This window comes from Pirellulales bacterium (assembly GCA_033762255.1).
Lineage (GTDB): Bacteria > Planctomycetota > Planctomycetia > Pirellulales > JALHPA01 > JANRLT01.
Genome location: JANRLT010000041.1, coordinates 59,871 through 79,650, shown reverse-complemented (window position 1 = coordinate 79,650; position 19,780 = coordinate 59,871). Strand labels below are relative to the sequence as shown.

Here is a 19,780-nt window from a genome sequence, read left to right as displayed (position 1 = left end):
TCACCCTTCGTTTCCTGATTTTAAGGACTTTTTGCATGACCGCAGCCCCGGAAATTTCGGCCAATATCGTGGATGTGGTTCGGGGAGAAATTCGTCCCGGCACCGTGCGTGTCGCTCATGGGCGGATCGCCGAAATCGTCTATGCCGATTCTCCGCGGGACACGTATTTGATTCCGGGTTTTGTGGATGCGCATGTGCATATTGAAAGTTCGATGCTGGTACCGACGGAATTTGCCCGCCTGGCCACGCCGCATGGGACGGTGGCAACGGTCTCGGACCCGCATGAGATAGCGAACGTGCTGGGGGGGGCGGGCGTGTGGTACATGGTGGACAACGCCGCACAAACCCCCCTCAAGGTCAACTTTGGAGCGCCGTCGTGCGTCCCCGCCACGCCCTTTGACAAGGCGGGGGGGGCGATCGATGCCGAGGGTGTCGCCGCACTCTTGGATGATCCGCGAATCAAGTACTTGAGCGAGATGATGAACTTTCCCGGAGTGCTCATGGGGGATGAGCAGGTCCACGCCAAGATCGCCGCCGCCCATCAGCGTAAAAAGCCGGTTGACGGTCACGCGCCGGGCGTGCGCGGGGCGGATCTAAATAAGTATCTGTCCGCAGGGATCAGCACCGATCATGAGAGCCGCGCGTATGACGAGGGGCTGGAGAAACTGCAAAAGGGGATGAAGCTGATTATCCGCGAAGGTTCGGCGGCCAAGGATTTTCAGGCGTTGCATTTGCTTTTGCGGCAATTTCCCGACGCGTGCATGTTTTGCAGTGATGATAAGCATCCGCATGATCTGGTCGAGGGACATATCAATCAACTGGTCGTCCGCGCCGTGGCCGCGGGTATCGATCCCATGATTGTCCTGCGCGCTGCTTGTGTCACACCGGTCCGCCACTACAAACTGGACGTGGGACTGCTGCACCTGGGGGACCGGGCGGACTTTGTCGAGGTGCGGGACTTGACCAACTTTGAAGTCTTGCGCACTTGGATCAATGGCGAACTGGTCGCGGAGCATGGAGGCACGCTCTTGCCGCGGGTCGAGCCAGTGATGGCGAATAACTTTCAATGCGCGCCTGTTAGCCCGGATTTATTCAAATTGCCAACGCCGACGGGCTGGACCGACGGCGTTCACGCCGCGCAGCGGGTGCGCGTCATCGAGGCGCTCGATGGCCAATTGGTCACCAACGCGCTGAGCGCGGCGGCAAACGCGCAAAACGGCGAAATCCTGGCTGACCAACAGCGCGACCTGCTCAAAATGGTCCTGGTGGATCGATACACGGGGGGACCACCGGCGGTTTGCCTGGTCAAGAATTTTGGCTTGGCCCGGGGGGCGATTGCTTCGAGCGTCTCGCACGATTCGCACAATTTGATCGCGGTCGGCGCCAGCGATGCCGAGATTAGTCTGGCCCTCAATGCCCTGGTTCACGCCCGCGGTGGAATCTCGCTGGCGGCTGGCGATACCGTGGATGTGGTGCCGCTGCCGATCGCGGGACTGATGAGCGGTGATTCCGGGGAACGGATCGCGGCGGATTATTCGCGCCTGGACGCCGCGGCCAAATCTCTCGGCTCCCCCCTCTTTGCCCCCTACATGACGCTCTCCTTTATGGCCCTGACGGTTATTCCCGCGCTCAAGCTCGGACCCGCGGGACTCTTTGACGTCCACAAATTTGGTTACGTGGGCCTGGTGGAGGAGGGAAAGTAAGTGTGTTAAGGAGTGAAGAATGTAATTCACGTAAACCCTGGGAAGGGGGATGATTGATGGGAGGACAAGCGCTTGGTCAAAACGATCAATTCGAGGTGGGCAAATCAGCCGCGGGAAGTAGCCCTGGGGTATGGCCTCTTTTTGGGAAAACAAAGGGTTGACGTAGCACTAGAATTGTCAGATGAAAGCTGTGTTTCTTTATGAAGACCCAAACGTTACCGATACGCAAGAAATCCCCACGTCGATCACGAATTTATTAGTATTTCCTGGATTGAACGAAATAAGTATCCAGGCAATGGCATAACCGGAATAACTGTCATCTTGCATAACTTCTGAAAAGCAACTTTATAGATTTCATAAGTATTTTACTTGCACAGCACCTTTTGGTTTTTATAGCAATCTATTGTAGTGCAGGACCAGCCAGCGCTGGCCTTCAAGATGTACAACGGTTTGTCCTGTTTCCATCACCAATTTTCGATTGTGAAGGCCGGGAACATGTCTAATCTCGTAAAACATTACACGAACAGCACTTTTGAAACGGCTCTTGCAGTGCTGGAACATGGCTGGGCAACTATCGATCAATTACGCGGGGCAAACCATTGGCGACTGGCCCAAGCTTCAAAAATTGGCAAATTAGCGCTGGTAAAAGGAAAATTAACAATGGCCCAGGTATTTACCGTTCTCGCAGAACAGGATTGCCGGGGCAAAATGTTTGGGGAAACCGCCGTCGAGCTGGGGTATCTGACATATCAAGACGTGTATGAGCTGCTCCTGGAGCAGGCGAACGGCATTCCTAACCTGTTGGACGCGTTGGTCACACAGAATGTGATTAGTCCACATCAAGCAGCGCTCATCGAAAAAGAAGCAACCGCCTTGGATGCGGATCTTGTGGCGGAGATCAATTTCGTCGAAACCGCCCTTAACTAGTCTATTAATGCACATCTGTGATTGAAGGAACCGCGACATGGACATATCGGATGCAGAGTTGATTGCCGATTTTGTGGTGGAGGCCCAAGAAGGACTGGCAAATATCGAACAACAAATGCTGGCCATCGAAGAAGGGGGCGCCGACATCAATGTCGAGTTGGTGAATGCCGTGTTTCGCACCATGCACTCCATCAAAGGGACCGCCGGTTTTCTGGGATTGGATCGGATCGGTGTACTGGCCCATGGTTTGGAGGAAGTGCTCAATCGCCTGCGAAATCACGAAGTGCTGCCCAGTTCGGAGCTAGTCGACACAATTCTGCATGCCGCGGATTTTATGGAAGGGCTAATTGAATCGGTGGAGACCTCGAATGAGGCCGATATTAGCCAATATGTCGAGAGCTTGCAGCAATATCGGGTCGGCGGCGAACCAGCCGTTAATCCAGCCAGTGCCGTTAAGTCCGAGGAATCAACCCCTCCCGTTGTTTCCGCAACCTTCCACTTGAGCGAGGCCGCCCGTGAATTCATTATCGAGTGTTATGACAATCTCGACTTAATGGATCGGGATCTGCTGGCACTCGAGCAAAGCCCCGGCTCGACAAATTTACTGCGGGGAATTTTTCGCACGATGCACACCATCAAAGGGGGGGCGGGGTTTTTGGGACTGGCCGTCATGGAAAAATTCGCGCATATCGCGGAAACCCTGTTGGGGAGCTTGCGTGACGGGGATTTGCCGTTTACATCTGAAATCGCTGGAGCGCTCTTGGCCGCCACCGATAAATGTCGTGAAGGCCTGCGCTTGCTAGAAACCACCGGCACCGACATCGGATTTGAAACGGACTCCATCGTCCAGCGCTTGCTCGCCGCGCAAAGCGTCTGCCCAACGGGGGAACACGCCCGGAATGACGCGCCGGATTTGTTGCAGTCCGCTCCTCCGCGTCCCTCCACCGGCCCCAGCGCCCCGGCCCGTTCCGCGCCGCCGACCAGCGCCGCGCACGCAAATACGCACGACTCCGCCGCGGAAACGCCCGAACACGCCCTGACGGACAAACAGCAACTTGCGGCGGGAGACAGCACCATTCGCGTCGATGTCGCCTTGCTCGACAAACTGATGACGCGGGTCGGCGAGTTGGTGCTGGCCCGCAATCAGATTCTGCAGCACACCAATCGCTCGCATGACGCCGAGTTTATCAGCACCGCCCAACGGCTCAATCTGATTACCACGGAACTGCAAGAAGGGGTGATGAAAACCCGGATGCAGCCCATCGGCAATGTCTGGGGCAAATTTCCCCGGGTGATTCGCGATCTGGCGTCGCAGTTAGGGAAGCAAATCCGCCTGGAAATGGAGGGGAAGGAGACGGAGCTGGATAAAACGATCCTAGAGGCGATCAAAGACCCGCTAACGCACCTGGTTCGCAATTCGGTGGATCATGGCATTGAATCGCCCGAAGCGCGGCGCAGCGTCGGAAAGCCGGAAACCGGCTGCCTGCGTTTACGAGCTTATCACGAAGGGGGCCAAGTCAATATTGAGATCATCGACGATGGCGCGGGGCTGAACCTGGAACGGATTCGCCAGAAAGCGGTGGAAAAAGGGATTGTCACCGCCGATCAGGCCGCTCGGCTCTCCGACCGCGAGGCGGCGCAGTTGATTCTGTTGCCCGGCTTTTCCACGGCGGAAAAAGTGACCAATGTGTCCGGCAGGGGGGTCGGCATGGATGTCGTTAAAACAAATATTGAAAAAATCGGCGGCACGCTGGACTTGCAAAGCCAACCAGGCCGGGGAACAACCATCAAAATCAAGATACCGCTGACCCTGGCGATTATTCCCGCGTTGATTGTCACCACGGGGGGGGACCGCTATGCGATCCCGCAGGTGAGCTTGCTGGAACTGGTCCGCCTGGAGGGGGAAGCAGTCCAGCGGCAAATCGAATACGTGCATGGGGCGCCGGTATTCCGCCTGCGCAGCAAGCTGCTCCCCTTAATCAATCTGGCGGAACGACTGGGCCTGTCCGGCGGAAATGTCGGGGGAGAATCCCCGGCCGGTGATCAGGTAGTTAATATTGTCGTCCTGCGATCCAACGACCGGCAATACGGCCTGGTGGTCGATAAGGTGAATGACACCGAGGAAATCGTGGTCAAGCCGCTCAGCCGGCAACTCAAGGGACTGGGGGAATATGCCGGCACCACGATCATGGGGGATGGCACCGTTGCCTTGATCCTCGATGTGTTGGGAATCGCGATGGCGGCGGGGCTGAACGCCGAGATGCGCGAGCAACCGCACGGCGGCCCCGGCCAGGCCGATACCCTGTCCCGCGCTGAGTCGCAAACCTTGCTAGTCGTGGATCTGGGCGACTCACGCCGCTTCGCGCTCCCCACTTCGATGATCGCCCGCCTGGAAAAGGCCTCTGCGGCGGCGATTGAATACGCGCATAACCAGCCGGTGATCCAATACCGCGGCAGCATCCTGCCGTTGATTGAGCTGGGGGATGTCTTTGGCCGACACCCTGACCAGCCCGAACGGTCGGAACAATCCGAATTGCAGATTATCGTGTACGCCGACCAGGAACATCACTGCGGATTTGTGGTTAATCGGATTGTGGACATCGTGGAAACAGAATTGAATTTTGTCCCGGGAAAGCCGGTCCGGGAGCATTTATTGGGCACGATGGTGATTCAGGAACGCGTGACGGATGTGCTGAATTTGCCTAGCTTGGCGCGCCACGCATCGCCCCGGTCATCCGCCGCTTTCACACCCGCTTAGGAGAGTTATGAGTCATCAAGACCGTCAATTTTGCACTTTTCACGTGGACACCCTGTATCTGGGGATCGACGTGCAAGAAGTCCAGGAAGTCATCCGTTATCAAGAAATGACACGGATTCCCCTGGCGACCCCGGCGATCCGGGGATTAATCAACCTGCGCGGCCAGATTGTCACCGCGATCGATTTACGGTCCTGCCTGGAACTTCCCCCGCGAAAACCGGGCCAACAACCAATGAACGTGGTGGTGCGCGATGGAGAGAACGCCATCAGCCTGCTGGTGGATAGCATTGGAGACGTTGTGGAGGTGCGTGATGAAACATTTGAGCCTCCCCCAGCCACGGCCCGGGCCAAGGTCCGCGAATTGATTCGCGGCACTTACAAGCAATCCGAGCGACTGTTGTTAGAGTTGGACACAGAGCGGACCATCGCCGAGAGCTGCGCGGCGTTAACCGCCGTTTAAGCATGTTTTTGGATTGATCATTTGTTCGCTATCGTCACACCCAAACCACCTTTTACCACCCAGTTTTCCGAGGATCCGCTCCATGTCATTCATTCGCAATCTCAGTATGAAAGGCAAATTGACTCTCTTAACGACTGTCTTTGCCATCGGCTTTCTGGTTTTTGGCCTTGTCGCCTACTCGACATTGAACACCGTCAAGGTCAATGGCGAACATTATCTGCGCATCGTCCAGAACAAGGATTTGCTGGCGGATGTTTTGCCGCCCCCAAACTACATCATCGAAACCTATCTGACCGCCCGTTTGATGGCCGATGGTAAAAACGCGGAAGACATCAAGGATTTGACCGCCCAATACAAGAACCTGAAGCGGGATTATTCAACTCGGCAGGACTACTGGATGCAAAACTTGGAGTCTGGAACCGTAAAAGTCGAGGTCACCGAAACTTCTCGCAAGCCCGCGGAGGAATTTTTTTCCGTGATCGACCATCGCTTGATTCCCGCGATTGAAAAGGGAGATCGAGAGGAGGTTCAAAAGATAATCAACACGCTATTGCCGCCATTATACGCGGAACATCGTGCCTCAATTAATAAAATAGTCGAGCTCGCCACGGCGAATGCCTCCGCTACCGAAGCAGATGTCGCGTCGTTGATCGCAACTCGCCAAACGACCATGCTCTTGGTTGGTTTGATACTGCTGGGGACTGTGGCGGGTTTTACCTACTGGTTGGCGCGTACCATGGCCCGCCAAGAGAATGAGATGCTTAATCTGATTAAACAATTGGCGGATAACTCTGCCACCCTGGGAAGCTCCGCCGAGGAATTGAGCGCGGTTAGCACGCAGATGAGCGCTAATGCCCAGGAAACTTCGGCTCAGGCCAATGTAGTTTCCGCCGCGGCGGAACAAGTCAGCAAGAATGTGCAAACAGTTTCCACCGGCGTTGATGAAATGAATAGCGCCATTCGTGAAATCGCCAAGAATGCCAGCGATTCAGCGCGAGTCGCGCAACAAGCGGTTGTCGCCGCGCAAGCCGCTAGCGGATGCGTTTCCAAGCTGGATGACAGTAGCATTGAAATTGGCAAAGTGCTGAAAGTGATCACCTCAATCGCCGAACAGACGAATCTATTGGCCCTTAACGCGACGATCGAAGCGGCCCGCGCCGGCGAGGCGGGCAAGGGCTTTGCCGTGGTCGCCAACGAAGTCAAGGAACTGGCTAAGGAAACAGCCAAGGCGACCGAGGACATCGGACATAAAATTGAAGCCATTCAAAATGGAACCCGAGGCGCGGTGGAATCCATCCGCGAAATTTCCGATGTGATCGCCCAAATTAATGATATTGCCAACACCATTGCCAGCGCGGTGGAGGAGCAAACGGCGACCGCCAATGAAATGAGCCGCAACGTCTCCGAGGCCGCCAAAGGAACCGCCGAAATCGCGCAAAATATCACTTCCGTTGCCCAAGCCGCCGAGAACACCATGCAAGGCGCGAATAATTCCCAACAAGCTTCCGGCGAATTGGCCCGGATGGCCACTGAATTGCAGCGGTTGGGAACCAGTCACTCTACTAGTAATTCACTGGCATGTTAGTCGTGGCGGAAACGCCAGTTGATCAAAATTTGTTGAATCTTTCTTGGGCTTTTAGGAATTTCCACATGCTGGCGATGATTGTTGACGACTCCCGGCCGATCCGGCGGATCGAAGGGGACATCCTGGCCGAATTGGGCTTTGAGACGGTTTCCGCCTGCAATGGGCGCGAAGCGCTGGAGCGGCTGCGGCTCCAGCCGCTTCCCGATTTGGTGCTGGTGGATTGGAACATGCCGGAGATGAACGGACTGGAACTGGTCAAGGCGATCCGCGACGATGCTCGGCTTGCCGGGATGACGGTCGTGATGGTCACCACCGAAACCGAACCCGATCAGATGCTCCGGGCCCTCACTGCCGGAGCGGATGAATATTTGATGAAACCGTTTCAAAAGGATAGCCTGATCGACAAGCTGCGGCTCGTGGGAGTGATCAAGTAACATGCGCAAAATACGCGTACTGATTGTTGATGACTCGGTTGTGATCCGTAGATTGCTGACGGACATCCTGAAAGAGGATCCGGACATCGAGTTGGCGGGCACCGCCCCCAATGGCAAACTGGCCCTGGCCAAGCTGCCCCAACTTAATCCGGATATCGTGACCCTGGACATCGAAATGCCCGAATTGGACGGGCTGGGGACATTGCCGGAATTGCGCAAAACCTACCCCAAGCTGCCCGTCATTATGTTCAGCACGCTGACGGAACGGGGAGCCAAAGCGACGTTTGACGCCCTGGCCTTGGGAGCCACGGATTATGTGGCCAAACCGGCAAATGTGGGAAATGTCAGCGCGGGTATCGAGATCGTAAAAGCCCAGCTTTTGCCAAAAATCAAGGCACTTTGCCCTCAGGCCATCCCGTCTGCCGGGACGACCGGGCGGATGGTGGCTCGCCCACAGTTGCCAGGCGCTGAGCGGCGCTTGCCCCAATCCTGTGAAGTGGTGATTGTGGGTAGTTCGACGGGAGGTCCGCAAGCTTTGGCAAGCATTTTGGCAGGTTTGCCGGCGGAATTTCCGGTGCCAATCGTCGTAGTCCAGCATATGCCGCCTGTTTTTACCAAACATTTGGCGGATCGACTCAATCAAATCTGCACGCTGCAAGTTAGCGAAGCCACCACCGGCGAAGAACTTTTGCCCGGCCGGGTCTTGATAGCCCCGGGGGGTTATCATTTGGAATTTGAACGCCAGGGGCTGGCCATCAGAACGGTGTTGCAGCAAGGACCGCTGGAAAATTCCTGCCGACCCGCGGTGGATGTCACGTTCCGTTCGGCTGCAAAAGTGTTTGGATCAGGCTGCCTGGCCGCGGTATTAACTGGCATGGGACAGGATGGCTTAAGGGGGGCGCAGGATATTTATTTGGTTGGCGGCACGGTGCTGACACAGGACGAAGCCACGTCGGTGGTGTGGGGGATGCCCCGGGCTGTCGCCGTCGCCGGATTCTCCCACCAATCGCTCCCGTTGCCCCGGATTGCCGGAGAGCTCACGCGCATGGTTACCGCGCTGCGGCGGCGGTCGCCTCTACTGGAAAGGATTACATGAGCACCTCGACATTATCAGCGGATGCCATTTCCTTTGTATGTGCGACGGTCAGAAGCCGCGCGGCGATCGAACTGGACGACACCAAGTGCTATCTGATCGAAGCACGTTTGACGCCAGTGGCCCGCGCCAGCGGTTATTCCTCGATCGACGAACTCATCCAGGGGATCCGCGGCAAAAGTCGGCCCGACCTGGAAGGTCGACTCGTGGAGGCCATGACGACCAATGAGACCAGCTTTTTTCGAGATATCCATCCGTTTGAAGCGCTGCGCAAGCAGATCGTGCCGGAACTGTTGCAACGGAACGGGGGAACAAAGCGGTTGAACATCTGGTCAGCCGCGTGCTCCACAGGGCAGGAAATCTACTCCGTGGCCATGTACCTGCGGGAGCACTTTCCCGTTTTGACGCAATGGAACGTGCAACTGCTCGGCACAGATCTTTCCGAGGATGTGCTCAACCGCGCGCGGGAAGCCAAATTCTCGCAGAATGAGGTTAACCGCGGTTTGTCCGCGGGGTTGCTGGTGAAATACTTTCAGCGCGAGGGGATCCACTGGAAGCTAAAGCCCGAATTAAGCGGCATGGCGCGCTTTTCGAAACTCAATCTTATCGAGAGTTGGCCCGCCATGCCCCGTATGGATATTGTGTTTCTACGCAATGTGCTGATCTATTTTTCCCCCGATACCAAGAAAATGATCCTCGAAAAAGTGCGCAAAATCATGGCACCACAAGCCTTGCTCTTTTTGGGGGCGGCGGAAACGACCATGGGCCTGAGCAACGATTTTGAGCGTGTGCAATTTGAACAAAGCGTTTTTTATCGCCTCAAGTAAATCCAAGGGAACCAACATGGAGACGGCCTACGATAACCTGATCGAAGAGATCGCCATTAATATCTTTTCGACGATGTTGAACCTCGAGTTGTGTCGGGACGAACCTCAGGCGGACGAAGAAGGGGAACTGCTGTTGTCGGCGGTGCAAATCGCCGGCCAATGGATGGGAACCGCCGTGCTGGCGATCTCTCCTGAATTAGCACGGAACTGCGCCGCCACGATGCTGGGTATACCTGCCCGGAACGCGGATGAGGCGGACTTGTGCGAGGTAGCGGCCGAACTGGTGAATATGATCGGGGGAAACCTGAAAGGAACGCTTCCGGGACCATCGTATTTATCGTTGCCGACGATTATCACGGGCAGCGACTATGGCCTGCATATCCACAAGGCCATGTTGATTGAGGATGTTTGCCTGCGCTCCCCGGTGGGTCCCTTGCGTATCAGACTCTACGAAAGAATTACACAACCTGACGGCGTCGCCCCCTCCCCCAGCGCGGCCTGAGGTTATTAACGCGCGAGTGTTCCATCAACGCTCGGTTTCGAATGAGCGTGGGGCACTAGCCCGCAGTGGGAGCGGCAAAATCCATGCACCAGCACCTAGCGGTTGAATCGCCCCACTTGAATCGATCGCATTGACAATACGCCGGCCTTCCGTTGGTAAATTACAAGCTATGTTAGATCAGCGGCCGGGGGGTCCCCCCTGGGCCTGGGGCATAATTGACTTTTCGGGTGCATTATTTCCCACAGAGGAGCGTTATGAGCAACAAAGTATTGGTGGTGGATGATTCCGGAACAATGCGCAAGATTATCATCCGCTCACTGCAGGCTGTCGGATTTAACGATGTCGTGGAAGCCGCCGACGGCGTCGAAGGTCTGGCCGCTTTTCAGGCGGGAATGTTTGAACTTGTCATCACCGACTGGAATATGCCCAATAAATCCGGAATCGAATTGACCCGCGATATCCGGGCGACGGGGTCGAAAGTGCCGATTTATATGATCACAACCGAAGGCGAAAAAAGCCGCGTTATCGAAGCGATCCAGGCGGGTGTATCCGACTATCTTATCAAGCCATTTACCGCGGACACGCTGCGGGAAAAGCTGCAAAAATATTCCCTTGTTTAGTCATTGTTTCCGCCTACCAGAATTGGACCTGAATCCATGCGAGTCGAGTTTATCAATCCATTTGTCTTGGCGACGCATGATGTCTTTCAGACAATGCTGGGGACAACCCTGAAACGAGGCGAGTTAAGCCTGAAAAAATCCCGCGAGCCTACCAACGAGGTCTGCGGACTCATCGGGTTAGCCGGGAAATGCCACGGCATGGTCGTGCTGAGCTTTAGTAGCGACACCGCGTTGCAGCTCGCGGGAAATCTACACGGGACAAGCTTTTCGGAGTTAACCTCCGAGGTGGTGGACGCCGTCGGGGAACTCACAAATATGATTGTGGGGGCGGCCAAGACTCAACTTGAGGAATACCAGCTTTCCATCGGCCTGCCGACGGTCATTTGCGGCAAGGGAAACTCGATTAATTTCCCCTCGGGAGCCCCCACCTTGCTAATTCCCTTTGAGAGCGCGTGGGGACCGGTGTGCGTGGAAGTCGGTCTGTCAGAGGGAAACTGATCCGCGCAGCCGGCATGCCGCGCTGCTAGTCTGCCGCCGACCGACCACAACCAGCGGCAAATGACTAAAATTTGCCCACGGATTCCCCCCCGTTGCGCGAACCCAACGCCAGGTGCACCCGGGCGTGAATCTCGTAGCCCAATTGCTGCACGCTTCCGTCGCAAAAGGCCATAAAAAATGTGGTAAAGTGCGGCCCGCCAAAGTGCTGATTGCAGCATTCCCGCTGATTTAAAAACGTGTCCGGCTCCGGGGGAATGTTGGTCCAGCGATACGTGTCCCAATCGTAAGCGGTGTCCCAGCTTTGGTTGTCATCCCCATGCCGGCCCGTTTCGTAGGTGTCGGTAAACAAAAATCGTTCGCCCACCAGGTAGGTTTTGCTGGTGCCGTCGGTGATATTTTTTATTTTGACCATGCTCCGTAAATAAGAGACGCCGTTGGTCTTCTTGGCGGAACCGGGAAACTGGGTTTCGACGGCGCTATCCGGCAAGCCCAAGGCCGAGGCGGCGGGACCTTCAAACGCCTCAAACCCCTGGCTGCCGCCATTCCCCGCGTAGTCGGTTTTGGCGATAAAGTTGGCGTTTTGAGAGACGTTGATGTAATGTTTGTTGGGATAGGGAAATTGAAACGGGCGACGGCGGCTGGGGCAATTATAAATCGGCACCGGCGTGGCCAGGCGGCGCATGTTGCCGTCCCGCTTTTTGGCGGAATCCGCCTTGCTCCCTGTTTTGCCGATATCCCGCGTCTGCTGCTCCTCGATATAGGGCAAGATATTAAACGCCCAGCCCCCTGGCTGCGTTTTATCATAACCGCGGTCGGGATCGCCGGCCCAGTTCCAGCCCCAGCCACCGGTGGGAAAAAACTTGTTGGCCCCTTCGTGCAGAATGCATCCCTTGGCGATGTTTTGGAGATTATTCACACAGGTGGTCCGTCGCGCGGCCTCCCGCGCCATTTGAATCGCTGGCAAGAGCAGCGCCACCAAAATGCCAATAATGGCGATTACCACCAACAGTTCCACAAGCGTAAACCCGCGGGGGGAGTTTTTCATGCTGGCACCTTAAAATTTGCGGCAAAGGAAGTTTCCCCGATGAACGGGAATTTATATCATACCAATGTGTGGTATTGATGAGAAATTGAAATTTAAGTTAATTTGCGGGTTTGCGCGGGAAATCAACATTTCGCTGTGATCGAGGGGGACGGAGAGAGCCAATCGCGGAGTTGTGTCGGACGGATCGTATTCCACTGCAATCGCATGGCGCGGTAACAGCATCATTGGCTGAACCAGTTCCGCGCTACTGCTGTGTTAACGATTCGTTTTAGGATGAGCCATAGCGCCCTAGCCCCCGGTTGAAGGGGCAAAAACCCTCGGCTAGCGCCCAGCGGCTGATTTGCTTGACTCTATTCTTTAACTTTGACTCAGTCCTACGATATTTACTTCACCTCCGCCAGCACTTTTTCATAGTACGCCCGGGCCTGGTCATAGGCCGCGCGTGCGGCGGGGCGCTCACTCTCGCGAATTTGCCCCTGCTTGGCCCGCCAACATACATCCACCGCGTCGCGGCACCACTGGGCGCTTTTGGCATCGGCTCGGATCGGCTGGCCGGCGACCTCCACAAACACCGGGTTGGTATGGCAACTGGGAAAGATTCGCACAGCCACCCAACTGGACTCTGTTAGTTCCACGTCAAATTTGAGGCTTTGCGTGGTGCCATCGGCCGTTAATAAATGCTTGGCGACGGGCCGCCCATTGACAATCACCTCCACAGGCACCTGGCGGGTTTTTTCCACCCGCGCCCGCTCGATATGCCAATAGGGTTTATTATCCAGCCGCGCCGCGCGAATCCGTTCCGTCGCCTCGGTCGGCTCCGCCGCCAATAAAGCCGCCGCGTCGCAGGTGACGGTCACCTTGCCTGGCTGCGGCAGATCAAGCTGGCTAAGCTTGCCGCCGCTGCCTGGCTCTCCGACACTGACATCGTTCACGCGAAAGTCCAACAAATGACTCAGCCCATCGCCGCAATAGCTCCGCCCCGCTTTGACCCCTTCGCACCAGGCGTCAAAGTCCAACGGTTGATCCGTGGGCAATTTAACATAAATCCTTCCCAGGCCGACTTTATCCCCATAAATGCAGGGAAAATCCGTCTCGCCGCTAATCCGCCCGCGCAAGCCGCAGTTGAGGGTGTGATACCAAATGTTCAGCTCCCACACGATCGGCGTATCCACCGCGGACAAAAAATCGCACTGACCATTGGGCAATGTCACGATAAACTCATTCGCCCCGATCCCATCGAACGGGGGCATGGCATAGTCCGGCAGCGTATCCGCCGCCCTCCCCTGCCATCCCGCGGGGGCGCCCCCCCAGGGTTGGCCCCCAAACTTGCGCTCGCCATTGGGCATAATATCTGGCAAGGCCAGTCCCCAGCCGCTATGGCTATAACCGACGACTCCCCCCTGCCCTTTGCCCCAGGCCAACACTGGCTGCGTCCAACTGGGCCACTGTTCAATTTCGGTCGTACCGGGATAATCGTCCTCCTTTAGCCGCAACAGGCACAAATGCCCCGCATGGGAAGAAGGGAACCCGCTGACTTCCACATCATACCGCATCAGATAATTGGGCCGGGACAAGGCCGAAGTCTTTCCCTCAAAATACTGCTTTTGGGTGTACCAGCATGGCCCCCAAGAGAGCACACAACCCACGTTTAGGTCCTCGCCCACGATATGCCGCAGCATATCGGCGGGGCCGACCCCCTCGGTGGGGCTGTCATAATGGCCGCATCCCGCGGCGTGAACGTGATGGTCGCCGCTAAACCAGCCCCGGGTTTTGGGATGAATCCAGCGGTTCAGGCGAAAAACCTCGCGGTGGCTTACCGCTGCCGGGACGCTGACTTTTTTGGTTTGGGTGTGATATTCGGGGCCACGGCCCACGGTGACGCTGTATTCGCCAGGAGGTAGATGCAGCGATTCCCCATCGGCGCGATAAATCTGCTCATGAAAGAAAAAATCCGGCGCCAACCGCCGCGCGGGATTGGGGTAGACCCGCCCCCACGCATCCCGCACCACAAATGCGGCCGTGGTGGGCGTGCCATCGTGGTCCTGGACGGTCAGCACCACTTCACAAGCGGGAACAGCTTCAAATAGCACCGGCAATTCGTTGCGAAAACCCAAATCCTGGGTCCCCTGCCCCACGTCAAATTGCAGGGTGGCCTCGCGACGGCCCACGTCGCGGCTGTATAACTGCAAAATCCGATACTCGCATTCCAGGCCCGAAAGCTCCGCCCGCAGAGGTTGCTTGGTAAATTGCTCCAGACTAAGAAAGCGCCCCGGCACATCGGCGGGCGCGACCAGTTTGTCGGTGGTTTGGGGACGTTCGCGGCCGCCACTCCCTTGCTGATACAGCGGTTGGGCGTTGGGACTATCGATGCGTAGCTGGGGTGTGATGCGGGGTTGGTTATGCACCTTGACCAGAAAAGTGCGCCAGCCTTGTTGGACTAACTCGCGGCGGGCGGGACCAGCGGCTACGGAGACGCGGCTTTCAGGATTGATGGTCACGGCGACCAGGGTGGATTTGTCTAAAACAGCCTGCACTTGCCGCGCGGCGGCGCGAAGAATTTGGGACTTTTGGGGTTCGGCGGCGGTGGCGGACTGTTCGTTGGCGGTTTTGATCGCGGTGGCGATGGCGGCGGCATCCGCGGCGGAGAGGGGCGCGCCGACATAATCCAGGGCCTGAATCAGCCGTTCTGTCGCGGCAAAAAACGGCTGCGCCTCGACCGGAAGAAACTCGAGCGTGGCCGCGGACATGGGCTGAGTCGGCAGTGTCGCGGGAGCAGCTTGGTCCGCGGGGGGTGATTCTTCCGCCGCAGGAGAGCCAACGAGGCAGCAAATTGCCAAACAAGCAATGCCCAGCGGGATCAACAAAAATCGACCAAGGGGAAACGGGTTGAGTGGAAGTGGATAGGATTGCATGGTGAGCATGGATGAAGCTGTGTGTGAGATTTTTGTGGGCTGATCGTGATCCGCCGTTTACGCAGCAGAGGTGCAACCAATGCCCTTTCAGTGAAGGTAAAGCTTGGGTGCGACACACGCAAGCAATTATTCAAAATCGACCTCCTTTTTACGGAAATAACCGGGTAGTTTTTTGCCACGGACGAATATGGGTGAAGCGTGGATAGCCTAGCAATTCCGCCCCTGTGATCCGTATTGAAAACGCTAGCTTCCTCGTGTTGTGCCGAGATTTTTATGACCCAGGCAAGTGTCGGCCTACGGCACTCGATTCTTTGCGGGCCAACGGCCCGGCCTATTCCAGCCTAGGGCAAGCGCAGCGTCGCCCTAGGTCAAGCAAGCCTCACAAATGGCAAGGACCAACGGCCCGATACATAGACTTCAATTTGAAATTACAGTGGACATGCCCCGATTATTCCAAATAGCCCAAGATATCCCTCCTTGGTCGCGGAGGCGGCGGGAAGACATGATTTTAAAATTACTGCTCATTCATGACTACGCTTCTTGTGCTTAACACACCGGAACAAGTTCCAGAGCCAGCCAGTTGGTGATATAGCTCGGCTATTCGCTACACTGCCATTGAAGAGATTACAAAAATATCTGTAGCTCCTTAGTAGCATTTATCGAGTGGATTATGTCACATAGTTGTAGAATGTATTTAAATTCTAAATTGTCACTAAAATTTACATGTATGCGACTACTAAAAATACCGAAATTGCACTCATTGCCATTCATCGTTGATGAAAACAGGAGACATTCACCAGCTTTGGCGACGTCATCATCAAGAATTCGTTGCATGCTGGCTTTCCTAGGTGAGTCAGTATCAGAATGGTTTGGCATGTTATCTATTTTTTCTTGCACTAACTTCCATCGGCTTTGAGGTTCTGTGCTAGTTCCTCCTATTGCATTTTGCAACATGGTTGCCACGTGGAATACATCAACGGGAGATGCAAACTTACAATATAAATGCTTTGGCATTTTAGTTCCCCAGGATACTCCTCCTTGGACGTAGAACGGCGATAAGCCATGATTTTATAACAACTGCTCACTCATGACTACGCTTTCCCAGGGAACACACAGTGACCCTGGGCTGAGTTCCGCAACATCTGCGAGGTAAGAAGTCCTAAATCAAAACACTAAAATCCAGCAACCAAGTGCCAGATCCGCAAGTGAAATTCGCCGCTACATAAATACCGCGCTCCGCTGCGCGTCGCGGCTAATCAATTTTCCCCGCTTCCAGCGTCCCACGCCTCTTGTCCCACGGGCCACCCCCGCGCCCCTTTTGCCTAGGGAACTTATCCGACATAATGAGGGGCTTATCCCCGTCTACCGCCGTATGTCGGCGACGCTGACACCCAGCGGATTTGCATTTCCAGCCCCGGAGGTTCCCATGTACGAAAAAATCGTCTCGCAGGCGATCACCTTTGACGACGTCCTCTTGGAACCCCGCTACAGCGATGTCGTCCCCGCCAGTGTCGATGTCCGCACCCGGCTGACCACCAACATCGAACTCAATATCCCCATCCTCTCCTCCCCCATGGATACCGTGACCGAGGCCGAAATGGCGATCGCGCTCGCGCAGGAAGGGGGCTTGGGCGTCATTCACAAAAACCTGTCCATCGAACGCCAGACCGAGGAAGTGGACAAGGTCAAACGCTCGGCCAATGGAATCATCCCCGACCCGGTCACCCTGCCCCCCACGGCCACCGTGGACCGCGCCCGGGAAATCATGGCCCAGCACAATGTCAGCGGCGTCCCCATCGTGGATGCTAGCAAAAAGCTCTTGGGCATTATCACGCGGCGGGATTTGCGGTTTCTCGATACGGGGGAATTGCCGATTGCGGACATTATGACGCGTACCAAATTGGTAACGGCCACGGGGACTGTAACGCTTGCGGAAGCTGAAAAGATTTTGATGGCAAATAAGGTCGAGAAACTTTTGCTGGTTGACGAAGAATACACACTGACGGGACTGATCACGATTAAGGACATCGACATGCTCAAGCGCTATCCGCGCGCCTGCAAGGACCCGCAAGGGCGCCTGCGGGTCGGAGCCGCGGTCGGCGTGCACGACTACGACCGTGCTAGCAGCCTGATCGCCAAAGGGGTCGATGTGCTGATCGTGGACAGCGCGCATGGGCATTCGTCCAATGTGCTGGAAACCGTCAAACGGATCAAACAGCAGCACCGGATCGAGGTGGTCGCCGGCAACGTCGCCACGTTTGACGGCGCCCGCGACCTGATCCAGGCCGGAGCCGACGCGGTCAAGGTCGGCATCGGACCGGGATCGATTTGCACCACCCGCGTCATTTCCGGCGTGGGCGTGCCGCAAATCACCGCCATCATGGAAGCCGCGCGGGCGGCCAGCGGGGCGGGCATACCCATTATCGCCGATGGCGGCATCCGCTATTCGGGCGATGTGACCAAAGCCATCGCCGCGGGAGCGCATACCGTGATGATCGGGGGGCTATTGGCCGGTGTGGCCGAAAGTCCCGGCCAACAAATCCTGTACCAAGGACGCGCTTTTAAGGCGTACCGCGGCATGGGATCGTTAGGCGCGATGGTCAAAGGCTCGAGCGAACGCTACCGCCAGGGAGCGTCCGAACGCGGGCCCGACAAACTGGTGCCGGAAGGAGTCGAAGGGCGCGTGCCCTTTAAGGGACCGTTAAATACGTTCATTTATCAGCTCGTGGGGGGATTGCGAGCCGGAATGGGCTACTGCGGCGCAAAGGACATCGAACACTTGCGCAAGGATGCCCGCTTTATCCAGGTCTCGGCCGCGAGCGTACGGGAGAGTCATCCGCATGACATCGCCATTACGCAAGAGTCACCAAACTACAGCGCCGTCCGCGGCGCCGACCCAGGCTAATTCCCGCCCGCCCCAACCGGCCGCGGATCGCCCCATTTTGGCCCGGGCCCGGCTCTTGGGCCTGTTGCAGGCCGCCGGTCGCACCGCCGCCGCCAGCCTGATCCTGGGCTGTTGCGCGGAATTTTTTGATTCCCCGCGGATAATCGCCGCCGAACCGGCAAAGGTTACGCGGCTGACCAATCAGCAATGGCGTCCCGCCCGCACCACCGGCAAGCGCGTCGATCCCGCGGTCCGCCCCAGCAGCCATAACGCCTCCAGCGGACCCGCCCTGGGGATTGCGGAGATTGATTCCGCCCCCAGCGTGCTCAAACCAACTTCGGGGCAAATGCCAACTACCGGCCCGGCGCTGGTCGCTCCGCAATCCAACTCCGCCAGCGCGCCCCAGTTACTGTCGGGACACAGCGATTACGTCCAGCCCGTGCATCAATTAACACCGGTGGAAAACGCGGGCGTCAAGGCGCTGCCGGGAACCTCCGTCATGAGCACCCGTGAGAGAACAGGCGCTCGGACCGCGCGACTGCAAGCTACAGCCCCCCTGGGCAGTTCGGCGGACACCAACCAGGCCAATCCCCTGGAAAACGGCGCGGCCCCTGAAACCCCCTCCCCGGGCAATCCCTTTAGCAACCCCGGGGATAACTCTGCCACGCCACCGGCCATCAACAATCCCCTGGCGACCGAGCCCGAGCCTTCGCCCATGCCCCCGGCCGAGTTACCCGACCCCCAGCGGTCGACGCTACCCGGCGATCGCGCGCTTGACTCCGCCAGTCCCGCGCCCCTCGGCAGTGGCGCGGCGGCACCATCAAAATCATCGGGACAAACCCAGGAAGATTGCAAGAACAAGCAAGAGGCGGCGGAAAAGGATTTTTTGGATATCACATTGGGAACCAGGATCTTGGATCTTAGTCCGACGTCCAAAGGGGAAATACCCTACGAATGCGCGATCGAAAGCGGCAGCATCTATCATGGCGATCGCAGTTGGGGCTGCATCACTTACACCTGGAAAGCCTCCGCGTTGTGCCACAAACCGCTGTACTTTGAACAAGTGCAGGCCGAGCGCTATGGCCACTCCTGGGGACCGGTCCTCGATCCCGTCCTGCAATCCGCCCACTTCTTTGGCACGATTCCGCTCTTGCCCTATCACATGGGCGTGGACCCGATCTGCGAATGCCAGTATGCCCTGGGTTATTACCGACCCGGCAACTGCGCGCCGTATATGATCGAACCGTTCCCGCTCAGCCTGCGGGGTGCGGCCACGCAAGGGATCTTTACCGCCGGGGCGATTTACGCGGTGCCGTAAGGGGAGGCTGGAGGAATGGTGGCTGGTTTTTGGTATTTGGTGATTGGTTTTTGGTAATCCAGGTGACGCTCTCCCCCTCGGATCGCAATTGTATTTTGTGGGCCAAAGGCCCAACCTATCCCAGCCTTGCTGTTTTTTTAACTAGTCAAGCGTAGCGTCGCCCTAGGTTCATGGGAAGTAGAAATGGAAGGGCCAACGGCCCGATAGATCCGCT

15 protein-coding genes are annotated in these 19,780 nt (G+C 56.7%); 13 read left to right on the top strand and 2 right to left on the bottom strand.

Annotation, left to right across the window (positions count from 1 at the left end):
• Positions 1 to 35 precede the first annotated feature (35 nt).
• The 11 genes from ade (at position 36) to SFX18_11730 (ending at position 11,407) form a co-directional block, all read left to right on the top strand.
• Positions 36 to 1,703: an adenine deaminase gene (gene ade, locus SFX18_11780; GenBank protein MDX1963828.1), complete on the top strand. Its 1,668-nt coding sequence runs from the start codon at positions 36 to 38 to the stop codon at positions 1,701 to 1,703.
• 408 nt (positions 1,704 to 2,111) lie between these two features.
• Positions 2,112 to 2,630 carry a hypothetical protein gene (locus SFX18_11775; protein MDX1963827.1) on the top strand — a complete coding sequence of 173 codons (519 nt, stop codon included), beginning with the start codon at positions 2,112 to 2,114 and terminating at the stop codon, positions 2,628 to 2,630.
• 37 nt (positions 2,631 to 2,667) lie between these two features.
• Positions 2,668 to 5,388 (top strand): chemotaxis protein CheW, encoded by a 2,721-nt coding sequence (locus tag SFX18_11770; protein MDX1963826.1) that lies wholly within the window; start codon positions 2,668 to 2,670, stop codon positions 5,386 to 5,388.
• A 7-nt stretch (positions 5,389 to 5,395) separates the two neighbouring features.
• On the top strand, positions 5,396 to 5,848 hold the full coding sequence (locus SFX18_11765) for a chemotaxis protein CheW (GenBank protein ID MDX1963825.1): 453 nt from the start codon (positions 5,396 to 5,398) through the stop codon (positions 5,846 to 5,848).
• Between the two features lie 82 nt (positions 5,849 to 5,930).
• Positions 5,931 to 7,433 (top strand): methyl-accepting chemotaxis protein, encoded by a 1,503-nt coding sequence (locus SFX18_11760; protein ID MDX1963824.1) that lies wholly within the window; start codon positions 5,931 to 5,933, stop codon positions 7,431 to 7,433.
• Between the two features lie 65 nt (positions 7,434 to 7,498).
• The gene (locus SFX18_11755; GenBank protein ID MDX1963823.1) at positions 7,499 to 7,867 is read left to right on the top strand and encodes a response regulator; all 369 of its coding nucleotides are present in this window, start codon (positions 7,499 to 7,501) and stop codon (positions 7,865 to 7,867) included.
• Between the two features lies 1 nt (position 7,868).
• Complete coding sequence (locus tag SFX18_11750; GenBank protein MDX1963822.1) at positions 7,869 to 8,963, top strand: chemotaxis response regulator protein-glutamate methylesterase; 1,095 nt, start codon at positions 7,869 to 7,871, stop codon at positions 8,961 to 8,963.
• Complete coding sequence (locus SFX18_11745; GenBank protein MDX1963821.1) at positions 8,960 to 9,787, top strand: protein-glutamate O-methyltransferase CheR; 828 nt, start codon at positions 8,960 to 8,962, stop codon at positions 9,785 to 9,787. The genes SFX18_11750 and SFX18_11745 overlap by 4 nt, the downstream gene beginning before the upstream one ends.
• A 16-nt stretch (positions 9,788 to 9,803) precedes the next feature.
• Positions 9,804 to 10,289, top strand: coding sequence for a chemotaxis protein CheX (locus SFX18_11740; protein MDX1963820.1), 486 nt, complete (start codon positions 9,804 to 9,806; stop codon positions 10,287 to 10,289).
• 254 nt (positions 10,290 to 10,543) lie between these two features.
• A complete protein-coding gene (locus SFX18_11735) occupies positions 10,544 to 10,909 on the top strand; it encodes a response regulator (protein MDX1963819.1) in 366 nt (121 codons plus the stop codon).
• 36 nt (positions 10,910 to 10,945) lie between these two features.
• Positions 10,946 to 11,407, top strand: coding sequence for a chemotaxis protein CheX (locus SFX18_11730; GenBank protein MDX1963818.1), 462 nt, complete (start codon positions 10,946 to 10,948; stop codon positions 11,405 to 11,407).
• A 64-nt stretch (positions 11,408 to 11,471) separates the two neighbouring features.
• Here SFX18_11730 and SFX18_11725 read toward each other — a convergent pair whose 3' ends face one another.
• Positions 11,472 to 12,452 (bottom strand): DUF1559 domain-containing protein, encoded by a 981-nt coding sequence (locus SFX18_11725; GenBank protein ID MDX1963817.1) that lies wholly within the window; start codon positions 12,450 to 12,452, stop codon positions 11,472 to 11,474.
• 383 nt (positions 12,453 to 12,835) lie between these two features.
• Positions 12,836 to 15,364, bottom strand: coding sequence for a CehA/McbA family metallohydrolase (locus SFX18_11720; GenBank protein MDX1963816.1), 2,529 nt, complete (start codon positions 15,362 to 15,364; stop codon positions 12,836 to 12,838).
• Between the two features lie 1,426 nt (positions 15,365 to 16,790).
• On the opposite strand from SFX18_11720, the gene guaB reads away from it, so the two are divergent.
• Both guaB and SFX18_11710 read left to right on the top strand, forming a co-directional pair.
• Positions 16,791 to 18,269 carry an IMP dehydrogenase gene (gene guaB / locus SFX18_11715; protein MDX1963815.1) on the top strand — a complete coding sequence of 493 codons (1,479 nt, stop codon included), beginning with the start codon at positions 16,791 to 16,793 and terminating at the stop codon, positions 18,267 to 18,269.
• Positions 18,205 to 19,566, top strand: coding sequence for a hypothetical protein (locus tag SFX18_11710; GenBank protein MDX1963814.1), 1,362 nt, complete (start codon positions 18,205 to 18,207; stop codon positions 19,564 to 19,566). Before guaB ends, SFX18_11710 begins: the two co-directional genes overlap by 65 nt.
• The last annotated feature ends 214 nt before the right edge of the window (positions 19,567 to 19,780 follow it).